Annotated in this window: 12 protein-coding genes; 11 read left to right on the forward strand and 1 reads right to left on the reverse strand. The window is 69.2% G+C overall.

From position 1 onward, the window contains the following. Positions 1 to 33 precede the first annotated feature (33 nt). Positions 34 to 672 carry a GNAT family N-acetyltransferase gene (locus tag CY652_RS03835; protein ID WP_102129387.1) on the reverse strand — a complete coding sequence of 213 codons (639 nt, stop codon included), beginning with the start codon at positions 670 to 672 and terminating at the stop codon, positions 34 to 36. Between the two features lie 346 nt (positions 673 to 1,018). Here CY652_RS03835 and kdpF point away from each other — a divergent pair, with 346 nt between their 5' ends. The 11 genes from kdpF (at position 1,019) to CY652_RS03895 (ending at position 17,794) form a co-directional block, all read left to right on the forward strand. Continuing rightward, a complete protein-coding gene (kdpF, locus tag CY652_RS03840) occupies positions 1,019 to 1,114 on the forward strand; it encodes a K(+)-transporting ATPase subunit F (protein WP_102129388.1) in 96 nt (31 codons plus the stop codon). Further along, the gene (gene kdpA, locus CY652_RS03845) at positions 1,111 to 2,919 is read left to right on the forward strand and encodes a potassium-transporting ATPase subunit KdpA (protein ID WP_102129389.1); all 1,809 of its coding nucleotides are present in this window, start codon (positions 1,111 to 1,113) and stop codon (positions 2,917 to 2,919) included. The genes kdpF and kdpA overlap by 4 nt, the downstream gene beginning before the upstream one ends. 13 nt (positions 2,920 to 2,932) lie before the next feature. Next, positions 2,933 to 5,092 (forward strand): potassium-transporting ATPase subunit KdpB, encoded by a 2,160-nt coding sequence (kdpB, locus tag CY652_RS03850; RefSeq protein WP_102129390.1) that lies wholly within the window; start codon positions 2,933 to 2,935, stop codon positions 5,090 to 5,092. An 88-nt stretch (positions 5,093 to 5,180) separates the two neighbouring features. Next, entirely contained in the window at positions 5,181 to 5,762 is a 582-nt protein-coding gene (kdpC, locus tag CY652_RS03855) for a potassium-transporting ATPase subunit KdpC (RefSeq protein ID WP_102129391.1), read from the forward strand. A 64-nt stretch (positions 5,763 to 5,826) separates the two neighbouring features. Beyond that, positions 5,827 to 8,655: a DUF4118 domain-containing protein gene (locus tag CY652_RS03860; RefSeq protein ID WP_102129392.1), complete on the forward strand. Its 2,829-nt coding sequence runs from the start codon at positions 5,827 to 5,829 to the stop codon at positions 8,653 to 8,655. A 5-nt stretch (positions 8,656 to 8,660) separates the two neighbouring features. Further along, on the forward strand, positions 8,661 to 9,356 hold the full coding sequence (locus tag CY652_RS03865) for a response regulator (protein WP_102129393.1): 696 nt from the start codon (positions 8,661 to 8,663) through the stop codon (positions 9,354 to 9,356). 185 nt (positions 9,357 to 9,541) lie between these two features. Continuing rightward, complete coding sequence (locus tag CY652_RS03870; RefSeq protein WP_102129394.1) at positions 9,542 to 10,312, forward strand: IclR family transcriptional regulator; 771 nt, start codon at positions 9,542 to 9,544, stop codon at positions 10,310 to 10,312. Between the two features lie 86 nt (positions 10,313 to 10,398). Then, on the forward strand, positions 10,399 to 11,691 hold the full coding sequence (locus tag CY652_RS03875) for an MFS transporter (protein ID WP_102129395.1): 1,293 nt from the start codon (positions 10,399 to 10,401) through the stop codon (positions 11,689 to 11,691). Beyond that, positions 11,688 to 12,713 (forward strand): amidohydrolase family protein, encoded by a 1,026-nt coding sequence (locus CY652_RS03880; protein WP_102129396.1) that lies wholly within the window; start codon positions 11,688 to 11,690, stop codon positions 12,711 to 12,713. The genes CY652_RS03875 and CY652_RS03880 overlap by 4 nt, the downstream gene beginning before the upstream one ends. Positions 12,714 to 12,733: 20 nt before the next feature. Continuing rightward, on the forward strand, positions 12,734 to 13,429 hold the full coding sequence (locus CY652_RS03885) for a 4-carboxy-4-hydroxy-2-oxoadipate aldolase/oxaloacetate decarboxylase (protein ID WP_102129397.1): 696 nt from the start codon (positions 12,734 to 12,736) through the stop codon (positions 13,427 to 13,429). Between the two features lie 486 nt (positions 13,430 to 13,915). Then, positions 13,916 to 17,794, forward strand: coding sequence for a hypothetical protein (locus CY652_RS03895; protein ID WP_102129399.1), 3,879 nt, complete (start codon positions 13,916 to 13,918; stop codon positions 17,792 to 17,794). Positions 17,795 to 17,799 lie beyond the last annotated feature (5 nt).

Genomic DNA, 17,799 nt, shown 5'->3' on the forward strand with positions numbered 1-17,799 from the left:
GGCGCGCGGGATGCGGCGAGACGGAAGGAACGTTCAGGCCGCGCGACCCAGCGTGCGCCGCGGCATGCCGGGGCGCACGGCCGGCTCGTGCGCGAACGGGCGGAATGCGACGGGCGTTTTGGCGAGGATCGCGCTCTCGTAGTTCTTCCCGGCGAAGTGCACGACGTCGACGATGCGGAACCCCCGGGTGCGATAGAACGCGACCAGGTGCCCGGCGGGGTAAGGCGTGTCGAGCGCGAGCTGCGCATAGCCGCGCGTCGCGGCCCAATGCTCCGCGAACGCGAGCATCAGCTTGCCGATGCCGCGGCCCTGCCACGACGGATGGACGCCGAGCTGGCGCAGCGTCGCGACGTCGTGGCGGCGGTAGTGCTCGCACGACGAATCGGCGTCCCGGCCGTGCAGCGTCATGGTGCCGACGAGCCGACCGTTGCAGACGGCCACGAAACAGTCGCCGGCCAGCACGCGCTGGCGCGTGAGCGCCGCGGTCTGGTCGACGCAGGTGCAGTGCAATCCCATCGCCGCGAGCCGCTCGAACGCGCGGTGCAGCATCAGCGTGAGCTGCTCGTAAGAATCTCGCGCGGGATCGAAACGCCGCAGGACCACGCGGTTCGCGCCGCGTTGAACGCGTATCGTCTGCGCATGATCGTGTTCGGCTGAACGTTGCTTCTGCATGACACCTCCGGACTTCACGAGTTGTCCGAAGTCTAGGATCGCGGCTTTATCGCCCGCAAGAAAAAATGTCGTAAAAAGCGCGGGCCTTCTCTTTCTCCCGTCGAGCGGCACGCCCGTAAATGCTCCGAATGCGCGGCTGCGTTTACGGGATTTTTATGCGCCGGCCCCGGGTCTTGTCGCGACTTTTATCCCGATTTCTTTACGCTTCATTCCGGCCGTGTCCGTTACGGGAGAACACAACTATGGACCTGATTTACCTCGCCGGAATCGTCGTCTGCTTCGGCCTTTGCGCGGCGCTTGCCGCGGGCTGCGAGAAGCTCGACCGCCGTTCGTCGGGAGAACGCCCATGAACGCCTGGATGATCTGGCTGGCCGGCGCCTCGACCCTGCTGCTGCTCGTCTACCTCGTGTACGCGCTCCTGCGTGCGGAGGATCTGGAATGAATGCCAATAACCTGTTTCATACCGCGCTCTTCATCGTCGTGCTGATTGCCGTGGCGATTCCGCTCGGCCGCTACATGACCGCCATCCTCGACGGCTCGTCCGTCGTGGTGCGCCGCATCGGCCGTCCCGTCGAGCACCTGTTCTACCGCCTCGCAGGCGTCGATCCGCAGGCCGAGATGTCGTGGAAGCACTACGCGCTCGCCGTGCTGCTCTTCAATCTGCTCGGCACGTTCGCGGTCTACGCGATCTTGCGCGCGCAGCAATGGCTGCCCGCCAATCCGCAGGCCCTCGGGCCGATGACGCCCGACGCGGCATTCGACACGGCGGTGAGCTTCGTGACCAACACGAACTGGCAGGACTACACGCCGGAATCCACGGTCAGCTACCTGACGCAGATGCTGGCCTTCACCGTGCAGAATTTCCTCTCGGCGGCCACCGGCATCGCCGTCGTCGTCGCGCTGATCCGCGGCTTCGCGCGCCATACGGTGAAGACGATCGGCAACTTCTGGGTGGACCTCACGCGCACGACGCTCTACATCCTGCTGCCGATCTCGTTCGTGCTCGCGCTCGTGTTCGTGAGCCAGGGCGCGATCCAGAACTTCAAGGCCTACGAGAACGTCTCGACCGTCCAGGTGACGAGCTACCAGGCGCCGAAGACCGACGCCCAGGGCAATCCCGTCAAGGACGCGAAGGGCAACCCGGTGATGCAGGACGTGAAGGTCGACACCCAGGCCATCGCGATGGGCCCGGTCGCCTCGCAGGAAGCGATCAAGATGCTGGGCACGAACGGCGGCGGCTTCTTCAACGCCAACTCCGCGCATCCGTACGAAAACCCGACGCCGTTCTCCAACTTCGTGCAGATGATCGCGATGCTCGGCATTGGCGCCGCACTGTGCGTCGTGTTCGGGCGCATGGTCGGCGACGGGCGCCAGGGCTACGCCGTGCTCGCGGCGATGACGGTGGCCTTCGCCGTCGCGTGCTGGGGCGAGATTTCGGCCGAGCAGTCCGGCAATCCGCTCTTCGCGTCGCTGCACGTCGACCAGAGCGCGTCCGCGCTGCAGGCGGGCGGCAACGAGGAGGGCAAGGAGGTGCGCTTCGGCATCGCCGATTCGGGCATCTTCACGGTCGCGACCACCTCGGCCTCGTGCGGCGCGGTCGACAACATGCACGACTCGCTCACGCCGATGGGCGGCTTCGTGCCGCTCCTGATGATGCAGCTCGGCGAGGTCGTGTTCGGCGGGGTCGGCTCGGGCCTGTACGGCATGCTCGTGTTCGCGCTGCTCGGCGTGTTCATCGCCGGCCTCATGATCGGCCGCACGCCCGAGTACGTCGGCAAGAAGATCGAGTCCTACGAGATGAAGATGGTGGCGATCGCGGTGCTCGTCATGCCGTTCCTCGCGCTCGTCGGCACCTCGATCGGCGTGCTCTCGCCATCCGGCACGGCGGGCATCGCGAACCCCGGCGCGCACGGCTTCTCGGAGATCCTCTACGCGTTCACGTCGGCCGCCAACAACAACGGCAGCGCGTTCGCGGGGCTCTCGGTCAACACGCCGTTCTACAACGTGCTGCTTGCCGTCGCGATGTGGTTCGGCCGTTTCGTGCCCGTCGTCACGGTGCTCGCCATCGCCGGCTCGCTCGCCGCGAAAAAACGCCTTGCCCCGACGGAGGGCACGCTGCCCACGCACGGACCGCTCTTCGTCGTCCTGCTGCTCGGCTCGGTCATCCTGATCGGTGCGCTCACGTTCGTGCCGGCGCTCGCGCTTGGCCCCGTCGCCGAGCACCTGTCGATGATCGCGGGCCACTGAATTCGAGGAAAGCATGAATACTTCCAGTCAACCGCCCGTGCATCGTCCCGAGAATCTCGGCCAGGCACGTACCGCGGCGCGCTCGATGTTCGATCCGGCGCTCGTGCGCCCGGCCGTCGTCGACGCGTTCCGCAAGCTCACGCCGCGCACCCAGTTGCGCAACCCGGTGATGTTCTGCGTCTACGTGGGCAGCCTCCTCACCACGATCCTCTGGATCGCCGCGCTCGCGGGCGAGGCCGAGGCGCCGGCCGGCTTCATTCTCGCCATTGCGCTGTGGCTCTGGTTTACCGTGCTGTTCGCGAACTTTGCCGAGGCGCTCGCGGAAGGGCGCTCGAAGGCCCAGGCCGCGTCGCTGCGCAGCGCCAAGCAGAACGTCGTGGCCAAGAAGCTCAACGAGCCGCATCCGAAGGCGCCGATCCGCATCATGGCCTCGACCGACCTGCGTAAAGACGACGTCGTGCTCGTCGAGGCCGGCGACACGATTCCCGCCGACGGCGAGGTGATCGACGGCGTCGCCTCGGTCGACGAATCGGCCATCACGGGCGAATCGGCACCCGTGATCCGCGAGTCGGGCGGCGACTTCTCGTCGGTCACGGGCGGCACGCGCGTGCTCTCGGACTGGATCGTCGTGCGCGTCACGGTGAACCCCGGCGAGGCGTTTCTCGACCGCATGATCGCGATGGTGGAAGGCGCGAGGCGTCAAAAGACGCCCAACGAAATCGCGCTGACTATCCTGCTCGTGGCGCTCACGCTCGTGCTACTGTTCGCTACGGCGACGCTGCTGCCGTTCTCGATCTTCTCGGTCGGCGCGACGAAGGCGGGCCACGTCGTGACGATCACGGCGCTCGTCGCGCTGCTCGTCTGCCTGATTCCGACCACGATCGGCGGCCTGCTCTCGGCCATCGGCGTGGCGGGGATGAGCCGCATGATGCAGGCCAACGTGATCGCCACCTCGGGCCGCGCGGTCGAGGCGGCCGGCGACGTCGACGTGCTGCTGCTCGACAAGACCGGCACGATCACGCTCGGCAACCGCCAGGCCTCGGCCTTCGTGCCGGCGCCGGGCGTCAGCGAACAGGAGCTGGCCGACGCGGCGCAGCTCGCCTCGCTCGCCGACGAGACGCCCGAGGGGCGCAGCATCGTCGTGCTCTCGAAGCAGCGCTTCAACATCCGCGAGCGCGACATGGCTTCGCTGCAGGCCGTGTTTCTCGCCTTCAGCGCGCAGACGCGCATGAGCGGCGTGGACCTGTCGCCCACGGGGACTGCCCCCGGGGGCGAGGGGCGCGAAATCCGCAAGGGCGCGGCCGACGCCGTGAAGCAGTACGTCGAGGCGGGGCGCGGACGCTTCGCGCAGGAGGTGCAGAACGCCGTCGACGACATCGCCCGGCGCGGCAGCACGCCGCTCGTCGTGGCGGAGAAGCCGGCCGGCGGTCCCGCGCGCGTGCTCGGCGTGATCGAGCTGAAGGACATCGTCAAGGGCGGCATCAAGGAACGCTTCGCCGAGCTGCGCAAGATGGGCATCAAGACCGTGATGGTGACGGGCGACAACCGGCTCACGGCCGCCGCGATCGCGGCCGAGGCCGGCGTCGACGACTTCCTCGCCGAGGCCACGCCGGAGGCGAAGCTCGCGACGATCCGCGCGCACCAGACCGAGGGCCGGCTCGTCGCGATGACGGGCGACGGCACCAACGACGCGCCGGCGCTCGCCCAGGCCGACGTCGCCGTGGCGATGAACACGGGCACCCAGGCGGCGAAGGAAGCCGGCAACATGGTCGACCTCGACTCGAACCCGACCAAGCTCATCGAGATCGTCGAGATCGGCAAGCAGATGCTGATGACGCGCGGCTCGCTCACGACGTTCTCGATCGCCAACGACGTCGCCAAGTACTTCGCGATCATCCCGGCCGCGTTCGCCTCGACCTACCCGCAGTTGCGCGTGCTCGACGTGATGCACCTGAGCTCGCCGTCGTCGGCGATCCTCTCGGCCGTGATCTTCAATGCGCTCATCATCGTGTTCCTGATCCCGCTCGCGCTCAAGGGCGTGAAGTACCGGGCGCTGGGCGCGGCCTCGCTGCTGCGGCGCAATCTGCTCGTCTACGGGCTCGGGGGGATCGTCCTGCCGTTCCCGTTCATCAAGCTGATCGACATGGCGATTACCGCGTTCGGCTGGTCCTGAGCAGCCGGCGACTTTGCCGGATGGGCGCGGCCGGGGCCCGTCCATCCGGATTTTTTCCGAACCCAGAGACTCTTGAGGAGTCGAGATCATGAAGAATCAACTGCGTCCCGTCGTCGTGCTGTTCGTCATCCTGACGGTGCTCACGGGGCTCGTTTATCCGGCCGTCGTCACGGCGGTCAGCCAGGCGGTGTTTCCGCATCAGGCGAACGGCAGCCTCGTCGAGGCGAACGGCAAGGCCGTCGGCTCGGCACTGCTCGGCCAGCAGTTCGACGCGCCGTATTATTTCTGGGGCCGGCTGTCGGCCACCTCGCCGAACCCGTACAACGCCTCGAATTCGGGCGGCTCGAATCTCGGGCCGACCAACCCGGCGCTCGCCGACGAGGTGAAGGGGCGGATCTCCGCGCTGCAGGCGGCCGATCCGGCCAACACGGCGCCGATTCCGGTCGATCTCGTCACGTCGTCGGCGAGCGGGCTCGACCCGGACATCAGCCCGGCCGCGGCGGCCTGGCAGGCCACGCGCGTGGCGAAGGCCCGCGGGCTGCCGCTCGACCAGGTGAACGGGCTGATCGCGGATAACACGGCGGGCCGCCAGTTCGGGGTGTTCGGCGAGCCGCGCGTGAACGTGCTGAAGCTGAACCTGGCGCTCGACAATCTCAAGCCGATGCATTGACGGGCGCGGCGACGGCGTTGCGGCCGCCGCCCGATATTCGCGGAAACAGAGGCAACGCGAGGCCATGGACCGACCCGATCCCGACGAACTGCTCGAACGCATTCAGCGCGAGGAAGACCGCCGTCAGCGCGGCCGGCTCAAGGTGTTTTTCGGCGCCTCGGCGGGCGTGGGCAAGACCTTCGCCATGCTGCAGGCGGCGCGGCGCCGGCGCGACGAGGGCGTCGACGTGGCGGTGGGCATCGTCGAGACGCACGGCCGCAAGGAGACGCTCGCGCTGCTCGACGGCCTCGAGGGCCTCGCGCCGACCGTCCACGAATACCGCGGGCGCCGGATCGGGGAGTTCGATCTCGACGCCGCGCTCGCGCGCCGGCCGCAGCTTCTCCTCGTCGACGAGCTCGCTCATTCCAACGTGCCGGGCTCGCGTCATGTCAAGCGCTGGCAGGACGTCCAGGAACTGCTCGATGCGGGCATCGACGTCTACACTACGGTCAACGTCCAGCACCTCGAAAGCCTGAACGACATCGTCGGGCAGATCACGGGCATCCGCGTCTGGGAGACCGTGCCCGACCGCGTGTTCGATCTCGCCGACGAGGTGACGCTCGTCGATCTGCCGCCCGAGGAATTGCTCGGGCGGCTGCGCGAAGGCAAGGTCTACCTGCCGCAGCAGGCCGAGCGCGCCGTGCGCAACTTCTTTCGCAAAGGCAACCTGATCGCGCTGCGCGAGCTGGCGCTGCGGCGCACGGCCGACCGCGTCGACGCGCAGATGCGCGAGTACCGCGCCGACCGCTCGATCGAGCGGCTCTGGCAGGCGCGCGAGCGGCTCATCGTCTGCGTCGGTCCGGGGCCGCGCAACGCCACGCTCGTGCGCGCGGCCGCGCGGCTCGCCGCAAGCCTGAAGGCCGACTGGCTCGCCGTCTACGTCGAGACGCCGCGGCTGCAGCGCCTGCCCGACGCGGTGCGCAAGCGCACGCTCGACGCGCTGCGGCTCGCCTCGGAGCTCGGCGCGGAAACCGTCACGCTGCAGGGCGAGGATGCCGCGCGCACGCTCGTCGCCTATGCGCGCATGCGCAACGTCTCGAAGCTCGTCGTCGGCGCGCCGGCGAAGCGCGCGTGGCGGGCCGGCTGGTGGCCGTCGGTCGGCCAGCATCTGATCCGCGCCGCGCGCGACGTCGACGTCACGCTGATTTCCGGCGAAGCGCGCGAGGCCGCCGGCGCGCGCGAGCAGGGCCGGGGCTTCGCCGTGGGGCCCGGCGCGGCGTCGCGCCGCTCGCCGGCCGTCGCCTATCTCTGGGCGACCGGCCTGTGCGCGGTCGTGACCGCCGTGGCGGGCCTGCTGCTCGACCGGATCGCGCTCGCCAACATGGCGATGCTCTATCTGCTCGGCGTGATCGTCGCGGCCTCGAAACTCGGGCGCGGCCCCGGCGTGTTCTATTCGTTTCTCGGCGTCGCGTCGTTCGATTTCTTCTTCGTGCCGCCGCGCCTGTCGTTCTCGGTCTCCGACACGCAGTACCTGCTGACCTTCACGGTCATGCTGCTCACCTCGCTCACGATCAGCCACCTGACCTCGAGCCTGCGGCGCCAGGCGCGCATTGCCACGCTGCGCGAGCGGCGCGCGCTCGCGATGTTCGCGATGACGCGCGAGCTCGGCGCGGCGCTCGCGACCGAGCAGATCATCGAGATCGGCACCCGGCACGTCGCCGAGGTGTTCCAGTCGCGCGTGGCGGTCCTCCTGCCCGACAGCGCCGGGAAGGTCCGGCAGAAGGTCGAGCATCCCGATCCCGCCATGACGCTCGAGGCCGGCACGCTCGACGTCGACATCGCGCAGTGGGTCTACGACCAGCAGAAGCCGGCCGGCCACGGCACCGACACGCTGCCCGCGGCGGCGGCGCTCTATTTGCCGCTGAAGGCGCCGATGCGCACGCGCGGCGTGCTGGCGCTCGTCTCGCCGCGCATGGAGGAGTGGGCCGTGCCCGAGCAGCGCCGCATGATCGACACCTTCGCGGCGCAGATCGCGCTCGCGCTCGAGCGCGTCCACTACGTCGAGATCGCCCAGGACGCGCTCGTCAACATGGAGTCCGAGCGCCTGCGCAACTCGCTGCTCGCGGCCATCTCGCACGATCTGCGCACGCCGCTCACGGCCATCGTCGGCTTCGCCTCGCTGCTCGCGGAGCAGCCCGCCGCGCACCTCGCGGCCGGCGGTCAGGGCGCGCGCGAGCTGGCCGTCGCCATCCACGACGAGGCGCTGCGCATGACGGGGCTCGTGACGAACCTGCTCGACATGGCCCGCCTGCAGGACGGCAGCATGCGGCTGAACCGCCAGTGGTCGTCGATCGAGGAGGTGATCGGCGCCGCGCTCGGAGCGCTGCGCCGGCCGCTGGCGGGCCGCGCGATCCGCACGCGCGTGCCGCCCGATCTGCCGCTCGTGCGGCTCGACGCGGTGCTCGTCGAGCGGCTCTTCGCGAACCTGCTCGAGAACGCCGTCAAATACACGCCGGCCGGCTCGCCGCTCGCGATCGGCGCCGCGGTCGTGGAGGAGGGCGGCCGGCGCTTCGTGCGCGTCGACGTCGAGGACAGCGGCCCCGGCCTGCCGGCCGGCATGGAGCGGCACGTGTTCGACAAGTTCACGCGCGGCGAAAAGGAGTCGGCCAAGCCGGGCATCGGGCTCGGCCTCGCGATTTGCCGCGCGATCGTGGAAGCGCACGGCGGGCGCATCGGCGCGGCCAATCGCGTCGAGGCGAACGCTCGCGCGAGCGGCGCCTGCTTCTGGTTCATGCTGCCCGCCGACGAGACGCCGCCCGTCGACGCGGACATGGTCGACGAGGGCGATGCGGCCGCCCCGGGCGACGATGGCGAGGCCGTCCGTCCCGGCGAGCGCGGCGCACGGCATACGTAGACGTCATGGAGCCCGCCGTTCGCGTCGTCGTCATCGAGGACGACACATCCATCCGCCGGTTCGTGCGCACGTCGCTCGAAAACGGGGCGACGCGCGTCATCGAGGTCGAGACCGGCCAGCGCGGCCTCGCGATGGCGGCCAGTATCCGGCCCGATCTCGTGATCGTCGATCTCGGGCTACCCGACCTCGACGGCCTCGAAGTGATCCGGCAATTGCGGGGCTGGTCGTCCATCCCGATCATCGTGCTCTCGGCGCGCACGCGCGAGGAGGAGAAGGTCGCGGCGCTCGACGCGGGCGCGGACGACTATCTGACCAAGCCGTTCGCCGTGGGCGAGCTGACCGCGCGCATTCGCGCGCAACTGCGCCGCAGCAGCCGGCCGCTGACGGCCGAGTCGCCGAGAGTCGCTTTCGGCGCCGTGACGGTGGACCTCGAGGCGCGGATCGTCGAGCGCGACGGCGAGACGGTCCACCTCACGCCGATCGAATACCGGCTGCTCGTCGCGCTCGTGCGGCACGCCGGCCGCGTGCTGACCCATCGCCAACTGCTGCAGGAAGTCTGGGGCCCGACGCGCGTGGACAGCGCGCACTATCTGCGCATCTACATGGGCCACCTGCGGCAGAAGCTCGAACGCGATCCGGCCCAACCCGAGTACATCCTGACAGAGACGGCCGTCGGTTATCGGCTCGCGGGCGTCAAATAGCGGACGTGTCCGGCGCAGCGCGGCATTGACGGCGTTTTTACGCGCGGCTTCGCGGCCTTCCCGCCCGCGCATTTCCTTGCGCGTTTCCCCGCCCCGGCTTTTCCTCGATTGACGCCTCCGGCATCGGCACGTTAGGATTTGTTCCACTCAATGATTTCAAGTTCTATCAGATAGAACAAACGGAGATGGCACGATCCCGGGAGACCACACAGCCGCCGCTGGGCGTGACGCCGAGCGGCATCGACGTACTCGATCGCGCGGCCGCGATCCTGTTCGCGTTCCGGAGCGACGACCTGCCGCTCACGCTGACCGAGCTCTCGGAGCGCACCGGTCTTTACAAGAGCACGCTCTCGCGGATCGCGCTCGCGCTGTGTCACCACCGGCTCATGATCCGGCTCGACGACGGGCGCTTCCGGATCGGCCCCGTCTCGCTGCTGCTCAGCTCCATCTACGAAGCGAACTTCAATCTCGGCGACGTGCTGCTGCCGCCGATGCGCGATCTCAACGCCGAATCGGGCGAGGCGGTGTCGTTCCACGTGCGCGAGGGCGACCATCGCGTCTGCCTGTACCGGATCCATTCGCGCTATTCGATTCGCGCCGAGGTTCAGCAGGGCGACGTGCAGCCGCTCGAGCGCGGCGCCGGCGGACGCGTGCTGCTCGCGTTCTCGGGCGCGCCCGGCGAGCCCTACGAAAGCATTCGACGCCATTACGTCTACCTGTCGGTGGGCGAGCGCGACCCCGAGACGGCGGGCATTTCCGCGCCCGTGTTCGGCCCGCGCCAGCAGATCGTCGGCGCGCTCGGCCTCGTCGCGCCGGTGAGCCGCATGGGCATGGCCGAGATGGAGCGGTATCGGCCGCGCCTGCTGCATTTCGCGGCGCGCGCCACGACGCTGCTCGGCGGCGACCCGGCGCCGCTCGCGGCCGCGGCCGCCGATGCACCGGCATTGCAGGAATAGGGGCGTGCCGGCGAGACGCACGAACCGCGGCGCGCGCCCACCGCACGCGCCGACCTTGAGGATGTGAGCAAGAGGAGATCGATTCAATGTTGAAGTGGTTCACCGAACTGTCCGGAACGGAAAAGCGCACGTTCTGGGCCTGTTTCAGCGGCTGGGGCCTCGACGCGATGGACACGCAGATGTATGCGCTCGCGATCCCCACGCTCATCGCGCTCTGGGGCATCACGCGCGGCCAGGCCGGCGTGCTCGGCACCACGGTGCTCATCATGGCCTCGCTCGGCGGCTGGATCGCCGGCATTCTCGCGGACCGCTACGGGCGCGTGCGCGTGCTGCAGATCACCATTCTCTGGTTCTCGTTGTTCACGCTGCTCTCGGCGCTCACCCACTCGTTCTGGCAACTGATGCTCACGCGCGGCCTGCAGGGCCTCGGTTTCGGCGGGGAATGGGCCGTCGGCGCGGTGCTGATCAGCGAGACGATCAACCCGCAGGTGCGCGGCCGCGTCGTCGGCGCATTGCAGGCGGGCTGGGCGATCGGCTATGGCATCGCGGTGCTGCTCTCGACGCTGCTGTTCGACTACGTCTCGCAGCCGCTCGCCTGGCGCGTGCTGTTCGGGCTCGGCATCGTGCCGGCGCTGCTCGTGCTCTGGATTCGCCGCAACATCGAGGAAGCGCCCGTGTTCGCGATGGCGAAGACGAAGGCGAATCGCGGCGGCGTGAGCATCTGGGAGGTGTTCGCGGCGCCCTCGCGCGCGACGACGTTCAAGGCGATCCTGCTCACGTTCGGCATCTACGGCGGCAACTACGTGATGATCACCTGGCTGCCGGCCTACCTGAAGCTCGCGCTGCACCTGTCGCTGAACAACGTCGGCGGCTATCTCGCGATCAACATTCTCGGCTCGTTCAGCGGCGCGTTCCTGAACGGCTGGATGGCCGACGCGTTCGGACGTCGCCGCACCTTCATCGTCATCGCGTGCTGCCAGGCGGTCGCGGTGGCGATCTACACGCTCGCGCCGATCAACCTCGCCGTCACGATGGTGCTCGGCTTCGTGCTCGGCACGCTGCAGTCGGGCACGGCGGCCGGCACCGGCGCGTACATCGCGGAGCTGTTCCCGACGCGCATCCGCGGCTCCGCGCAGGGCCTGTGCGGCAACGCCGGCCGCGCGGTCGGCGCGATCATGCCGACCATGGTCGGCGTCCTCAGCGCGAAGCTGCACCTCGGCGCCGCCATGGGCCTGTGCGCGAGCGCCTCGTATCTCATCGTGGTCGTCGCCGCGCTGCTGCTGCCCGAAACGCGCGGCCGCGACCTGAGCGCAGTCACCGAAGCAACCTCCGACGTCGAATCGAAAGACGTCAAATACGGCAACGAAATCCGCCAATGATCATCGACATTCACGGCCATTACACGACGGCGCCCAAGGCGCTCGAAACGTGGCGTCAACGCCAGATCGCCGCGCTCGGCGCGGCCGGCGCGGCGCCGCGTCCGGACGAACTGCGCATCTCCGACGACGAGATTCGCGAAAGCATCGAGACGAACCAGCTACGCAAGATGCGCGAGCGCGGCATCGACCTGACCGTGTTCTCGCCGCGCGCGAGCTTCATGGCGCACCACGTCGGCGACTTCGGGACGAGCGCGACGTGGGCGGGCCTGTGCAACGCACTTTGCCATCGCGTGGCGCAGCTCTTTCCGGAGAGTTTCATCGGCGCGGCGATGCTGCCGCAGTCGCCCGGCGTCGACACGCGGACCTGCGTGGCCGAAATCGACCGCTGCGTGAACGAGTACGGCTTCGTCGCGATCAACCTGAACCCCGACCCCTCGGGCGGCCACTGGACCTCGCCGCCGCTCTCGGACCGCTACTGGTATCCGGTCTACGAGCGCATGGTCGAGCACGACATCCCGGCGATGATCCACGTGAGCACGAGCTGCAACGCGTGCTTCCACACGACGGGCGCGCATTACCTGAACGCCGACACGACGGCGTTCATGCAGTGCCTGACGTCCGATCTGTTCAAGGACTTCCCGACGCTGCGCTTCGTGATCCCGCACGGCGGCGGCGCGGTGCCGTACCACTGGGGGCGCTTCCGCGGCCTCGCCCAGGAGATGAACAAGCCGCCGCTCGCCGAGCATCTGCTGCGCAACGTGTTCTTCGACACCTGCGTCTATCACCAGCCCGGCATCGACCTGCTCACGAAGGTGATTCCGGTCGAGAACGTACTGTTCGCTTCCGAGATGATCGGCGCCGTGCGCGGCATCGATCCGGAAACCGGCTTTCCCTACGACGACACGCGGCGCTACATCGACGCCGCGCGGCTCGACGAGGCGGATCGCTACAAGATTTACGAAGGCAACGCCCGGCGCGTCTATCCGCGCCTTGCCGCCGCGCTCGCGGCTCAATCCCGCTGAACCGCTGAAGGACATCGATCATGACCGCACCGCTGAACAATCTCGGCATCGTCAAGCGCAACATCGAACGCACGGAAGCCTCCGTCGTCGAGCGGCTCGGCCGCTTCGGCGTCGCGACGATCCATGAAGCCATGGGCCGCTCGGGGCTCCTCAAGCCTTACATCCGGCCGATTTACGCGGGCGCCCACGTCTGCGGCACGGCGCTCACCGTGCTGGCCCAGCCCGGCGACAACCTGATGCTGCACGTCGCGGCCGAGCAGGTGCGCGAGGGCGACGTGGTGGTGGTGGCCTGCACGGCCGAGAACGCCGACGGCATGTTCGGCGAGCTGCTTGCGACCTCGTATCGCGCCCGGGGCGCGCGCGGGCTCGTGTCCGACGCGGGCGTGCGCGACGTGAAGCCGCTCACGCAGATGCCGTTCCCGGTGTTCTCGCGCGCGATCAGCGCGAAGGGCACGGCGCGCGCGACGCTCGGCTCCGTCAACGTGCCCGTGGTCTGCGCGGGCGAGCTCGTGCATCCGGGCGACGTGATCGTCGGCGACGACGACGGCGTGGTCGTGGTGCCGCGCGAGGTGGCGGCCCAGGTGGCCGAGGCGGCGGAGAAGCGCGAGGCCAACGAGGCCGCCAAGCGCGTGCGCTTCGAGGCCGGCGAACTCGGGCTCGACATGTACAACATGCGCGAGATGCTGGCGAAGGCCGGCTTGCGCTATGTCGACTGACGTTCCCGACTGAGGTTCGCGCGCAGGCCGGCCCGTCGGGGCGGCGCGGCCGGGAACGACGACGGTAGTAAGGCCCGCGGCAGCGGGCTTTTTTACGTCCGGGAAGCGGTGGGCGGTAGCGGGCGGTGCCCGTTCCAGGTGTTTTGCCTGGTGCGCGGGCGTGGTTCGGCGCTTCGCTATTTGGCTCATGCGTTCGGGTGGGCCCGGACTTCGGGGTCGAAACTGGCCGACGATGTCACAACGTTTTCATCATTGGATCGTTTGCAGGCCATGTCTTCCCCCGGGCCCATTTCTTCATCCGAGTTCACTTCGCGCGGAAACGCCGAAAACTCCATTGTTGGGCCCGCCGGGCCGGAGGAGCACTCGAGCGCGCCGGCGGCCGGCACGGCTCCCGCCGCCCCCGGGCCCGGGCTCGCGGCAAGGCAGTCCGGCTCGTCCACGCCCCCAATTTTTTCGGGGCTGAAGCCGAAGGCGCTGCTGCGCAAGATGAAGGAGGGGTTCCGGGACGGCACGACCGAGTGGACCTCTCCGTTTCACCGAAGCGGCGCGTCCAGGCCGTCGCTTTCGCCGGGCAACCTCAAGCCGCGCCACTATCGCGGGGCGGCCGGGGCGGAGACGGCCGAGGCGCCGGGCGCGGACGACGCGGAGAAGGCCAGAACCCGCTTCGGGGACAAGCTGAAGAACGTGCTCGGCGTCGCGTCGCCGGTCGCGACGAACCGCGGCCCGCGCGCGGCGGCGAACCCTCCGGTTCGCGAGGCGCCCGCCGGGCATGGCGTCGAGGATTTCCGGACCTGGCTCGCGGGCCGCTTCGAGCCGGCGTCCGGCGCCGCCGGCGAGACGGCCGCCCGCGCGCTGGCGCAGCGGCTCGTCGCGATTCCCGCGCCCGACGACGTCTGGCCGACCCAGTACGGCGTGACGATCGCGTCGGCGCTCGGCAAGGCGGGCGTGACGAGCGTCGAGCAGGCGACGAGGGTGCTCGACGCCATCCGCGACCTCGATCTGCCCGGCGACGCTTGCAGGACGGCTGGCGACCACCGCGATGCGACGCGCGATCAGGCGTGGCATTGCGTGAGGCAATTGGCGGGCGGCACCCAGACCGACGGCCGGCAGGCGCTCTGGGCGTTCAGGATGCGCGAGCGCGACCCGCATGCCGGCGCGGACGACCGTTTGCCGAACGAAGCGCTGGGCATCGACGGCGCGCGGGACGAGCAGGCCATCCAGAAGGAACGCGTTTTCGCGGTGCTGATGTCCTCGCTCGACGCGCTTTCGCCGCTGCCGCACGCAGACGGGATCGGCGCGCACAGCCAGGTGCCGGGCGACGTCTATGCGCGTATCCGGGGGCCGGGCAGCCGGATTGCCGAGCGCGAATCCGATGCGGACGCTGCGTTCCAGGCGGCGGAGCAATACCTGCGGGACGGCGCGAACGCGCTGACCGACGCGGAGAGAGCCACGCTGGGCTATTGGCAGTCCGGCGTGCTCAGCCAGAAGGCGGGCGGCGCGAAGGAGCGCGTGCAGGGGCGGCTCGGCAAGGCCCAGGTCTGGGCCGATCGCATCGGCCAGTCCGCGTGGAAGTCGATGGGGCGCGTGGCCGGCGTCAACAAGTCGCCGTTCAGATCGCTCAAGCTCGACACGAGCAATGCGACGCGCCACGAACTCGTCGTGGAGCAGACGGCGTTGTCCGATACGATTCGCTCGATCGGCGATCAGGGCTTTTTCAGCGAGCTGATCGGGCCGGGCGGGAACGAGCGCGGCGATGGCGAGGTGCGGGCGCTCTGGCACAAGGACCCGGTCCGCTCGATGGCGTTGCTGGCGGCGCTCGACGTCTGGCTCTCGTCCGGCGGATTCCAGGGCGGCCGGGTGAGCCGGCAGGAGGCCGCGGAGATCGACCGCAGGACGATGGCCTACGTCGACCGCAATCAGGCGGTTCTCGAGCGCCGGCTCGGCATGCAGCCCGGCGATCGCTATTCGTCGAGCCGGAAAAAACTGAATCGGCAGGTCGAGAAGGCGCTGCGCGAAATCGAAAAAACGAAGTTCACGGCGGACTTTCTCGGGACCGTCGGCGCGCAGTTCGGGATGGCGAACGGCGATCTGCTCGTCGGCCGCGCGCGAGCGCAAAACGAGTCCGGCGAAGCGCGGAACGACGGCGGCCAGGACGACGTTGGGCAGAACGGCAGCGAGCGCGCGGCGGACGTCAGGAAGTCGCTCGGCCAGCTCGTCGAGGACGTGCGCGCGAAGGAATTTCCCGCCGGGCACAAGCTCGACGCAAAGGCGTCGAGCCCCGAGGAAGTGCGGGAATTCCTGATCGGGCAGATCCGGAATTTCCGGCCCGGCGCGCTGGCGGTGGGCGACGGATCGAGGACCGGGGCGGCCATCGACGGGCTGTCCATCATGGTCAACAACGCCGCTCACCTGGCGGCCGTTCCGCTTTCGGTCCAGCCGCGCGCCCGCTATGCCTACGGCCGCGAGGCCGCGTTCGAGGTGGCGCGCACGCTGCACGGCATGGAGATCTTCGTCGGCACGCGCAAGCGGCACGCGGGGGGCGTCGGCGTCGGCGTGCTCGGCGGCTACAAGCTCGAGCTTCACAACGGCATGTACGTGCGCGCCGCCGGCGAGGCGAGAGGCGAATACGAAGGGGAGAGCGAGGAACGTGTGGGCGCCCTCATTCACGTCTCGCGCAATTACGGGGAAGCGGACAGCGATGCGCGCATGATCGAGCGGGCCGAGGCGGTCATCCGGAAGCTGATTCCCGATGAACGCAGTGCCGACGCTCAGGACGACCGCGCGAGCGTCGCCGACGGGATCGCGCGGATGGGCTTCGACACGCCCGAAATCCGCCTGGAATGGCTCGACAGCAAGCGCAAGACTCACGGCTGGCGCGTCACGGGGACGGCCGTCGCCGGCGCCAACGTGCTGCCCGATCACGACGATTCGTTCCTCGAGCGGCACGATCCGCAACTCGCGCTGACGACGGGCGTTTCGGTAGGCACGTCGCTGGGCGGCCGCGTCCGCAAGGAGGCGCCGGCTTCGCCCGGGGACGCGAAGCAGCAGAGCGTGCAGAACTACCGCAAGGGCAAGGGGGCGTTCTGGACCGGCCAGGCCGGTCTTGCCGCGGTGCCGAGCGGGATTCCCGGCATGCAGATGAGCGACGGCGTTCAGATCGGCGTGTTTTCGACGGGCCCGCTCGCGGTTTCGCGCACGTTCTACGACGGCTATTCCGCGGTCCGGCTGCGGATGAGCAAGGACGTGAACGGCCGGTACGATCCGCGCTTGAGCCACGTCGATCTCGAGTTCGCGAGCCACGACGCGTTCAAGGCGCACCTGAAGCAGAACTGGGCGCAGTGGAAAGACCTGCAGGACGAGCGCGAGGCGTCGAATGCCGGCGGCGCAGCGCAGGGCGGCCAGGTCCGCGCGCATTTGCGGCCCGAGGACTTTCTGTCGGGCGAAGGCCTGGCGAAGCGGAGCAATCAGACCTACATCGTCCGCTATCAACTGCATCGCGACGCGGCCCGGCACTTCAGCTTCAACGAGGCGCTGCGCGCGAACGGCGACGACGGCGCGCTGAGCGAGGCCAATCTGAAGCTGCTCGACGATCCCGGAATGTGGTTGCCCTCGAAACTGCTGATCACCGAGCAGAAGGACAAGACGCAGGATCGCGGCCTGAACCTCGTCTTCAACGTGGCGGCGCGCAGCACGATGTCGAGCAGCCGCGATCTGCTCGCGCTGCGGGGCACGCGGCGGGCGTCGCTGCGAGTCAAGCGGGAGGCGACGGTCGGGGCGAATGCGGCGGCGCCGGTCCAGAATGCGGTTCCGGCCCAGAGCGCGGTTTCGGCTCAGGGCGCAGTTTCGGTCCAGAGTACGGCCCCGGCCCCGAACACGGCATCGATCCGGAATGAGCCGCCGGTTGCGGCTCCGTTCGCAAGGCCGGCTGCGATAACGACCGGGGAGGTCCGGCTGGCTGAACCCGCGACGACCCGGGCGGTGGCGCCGGGGGGTCGCGTGCCCAACTTCAGTCTGCCTTCTTCCGCCTGGACACGTAACGAGGTGCCGTCGTCCCCCGACACGACGCAGGGTACGAGTCGGCCGCTGGAGCGGGAGCGGGCCGTGGTGGCCCAGACCGCGACTCAGGCCCAGGATGAGCCGCCGGTTGCGGCTCCGTTCGCAAGGCCGGTCGCGATGACGACCGGGGAGGCTCGGCCAGCCGAACCCGCGACGACCCGGGCGGCGGCGCCGGGGGCTCGCGTACCCAATTTCAGTCGGCGGTTTCCCAGGACCCGGGTAAGCGACGAGGCGCCTTCGTCTTCCGGGACGGCGCAGGACACGAGCCCGGTCGCCGGAGCGGAAGCAGGGCGTGGCGGTGCCGCCTGACGACG

It is taken from the genome of Burkholderia sp. WAC0059 (genome assembly GCF_002870125.1).
Taxonomy (GTDB): Bacteria; Pseudomonadota; Gammaproteobacteria; order Burkholderiales; family Burkholderiaceae; genus Paraburkholderia.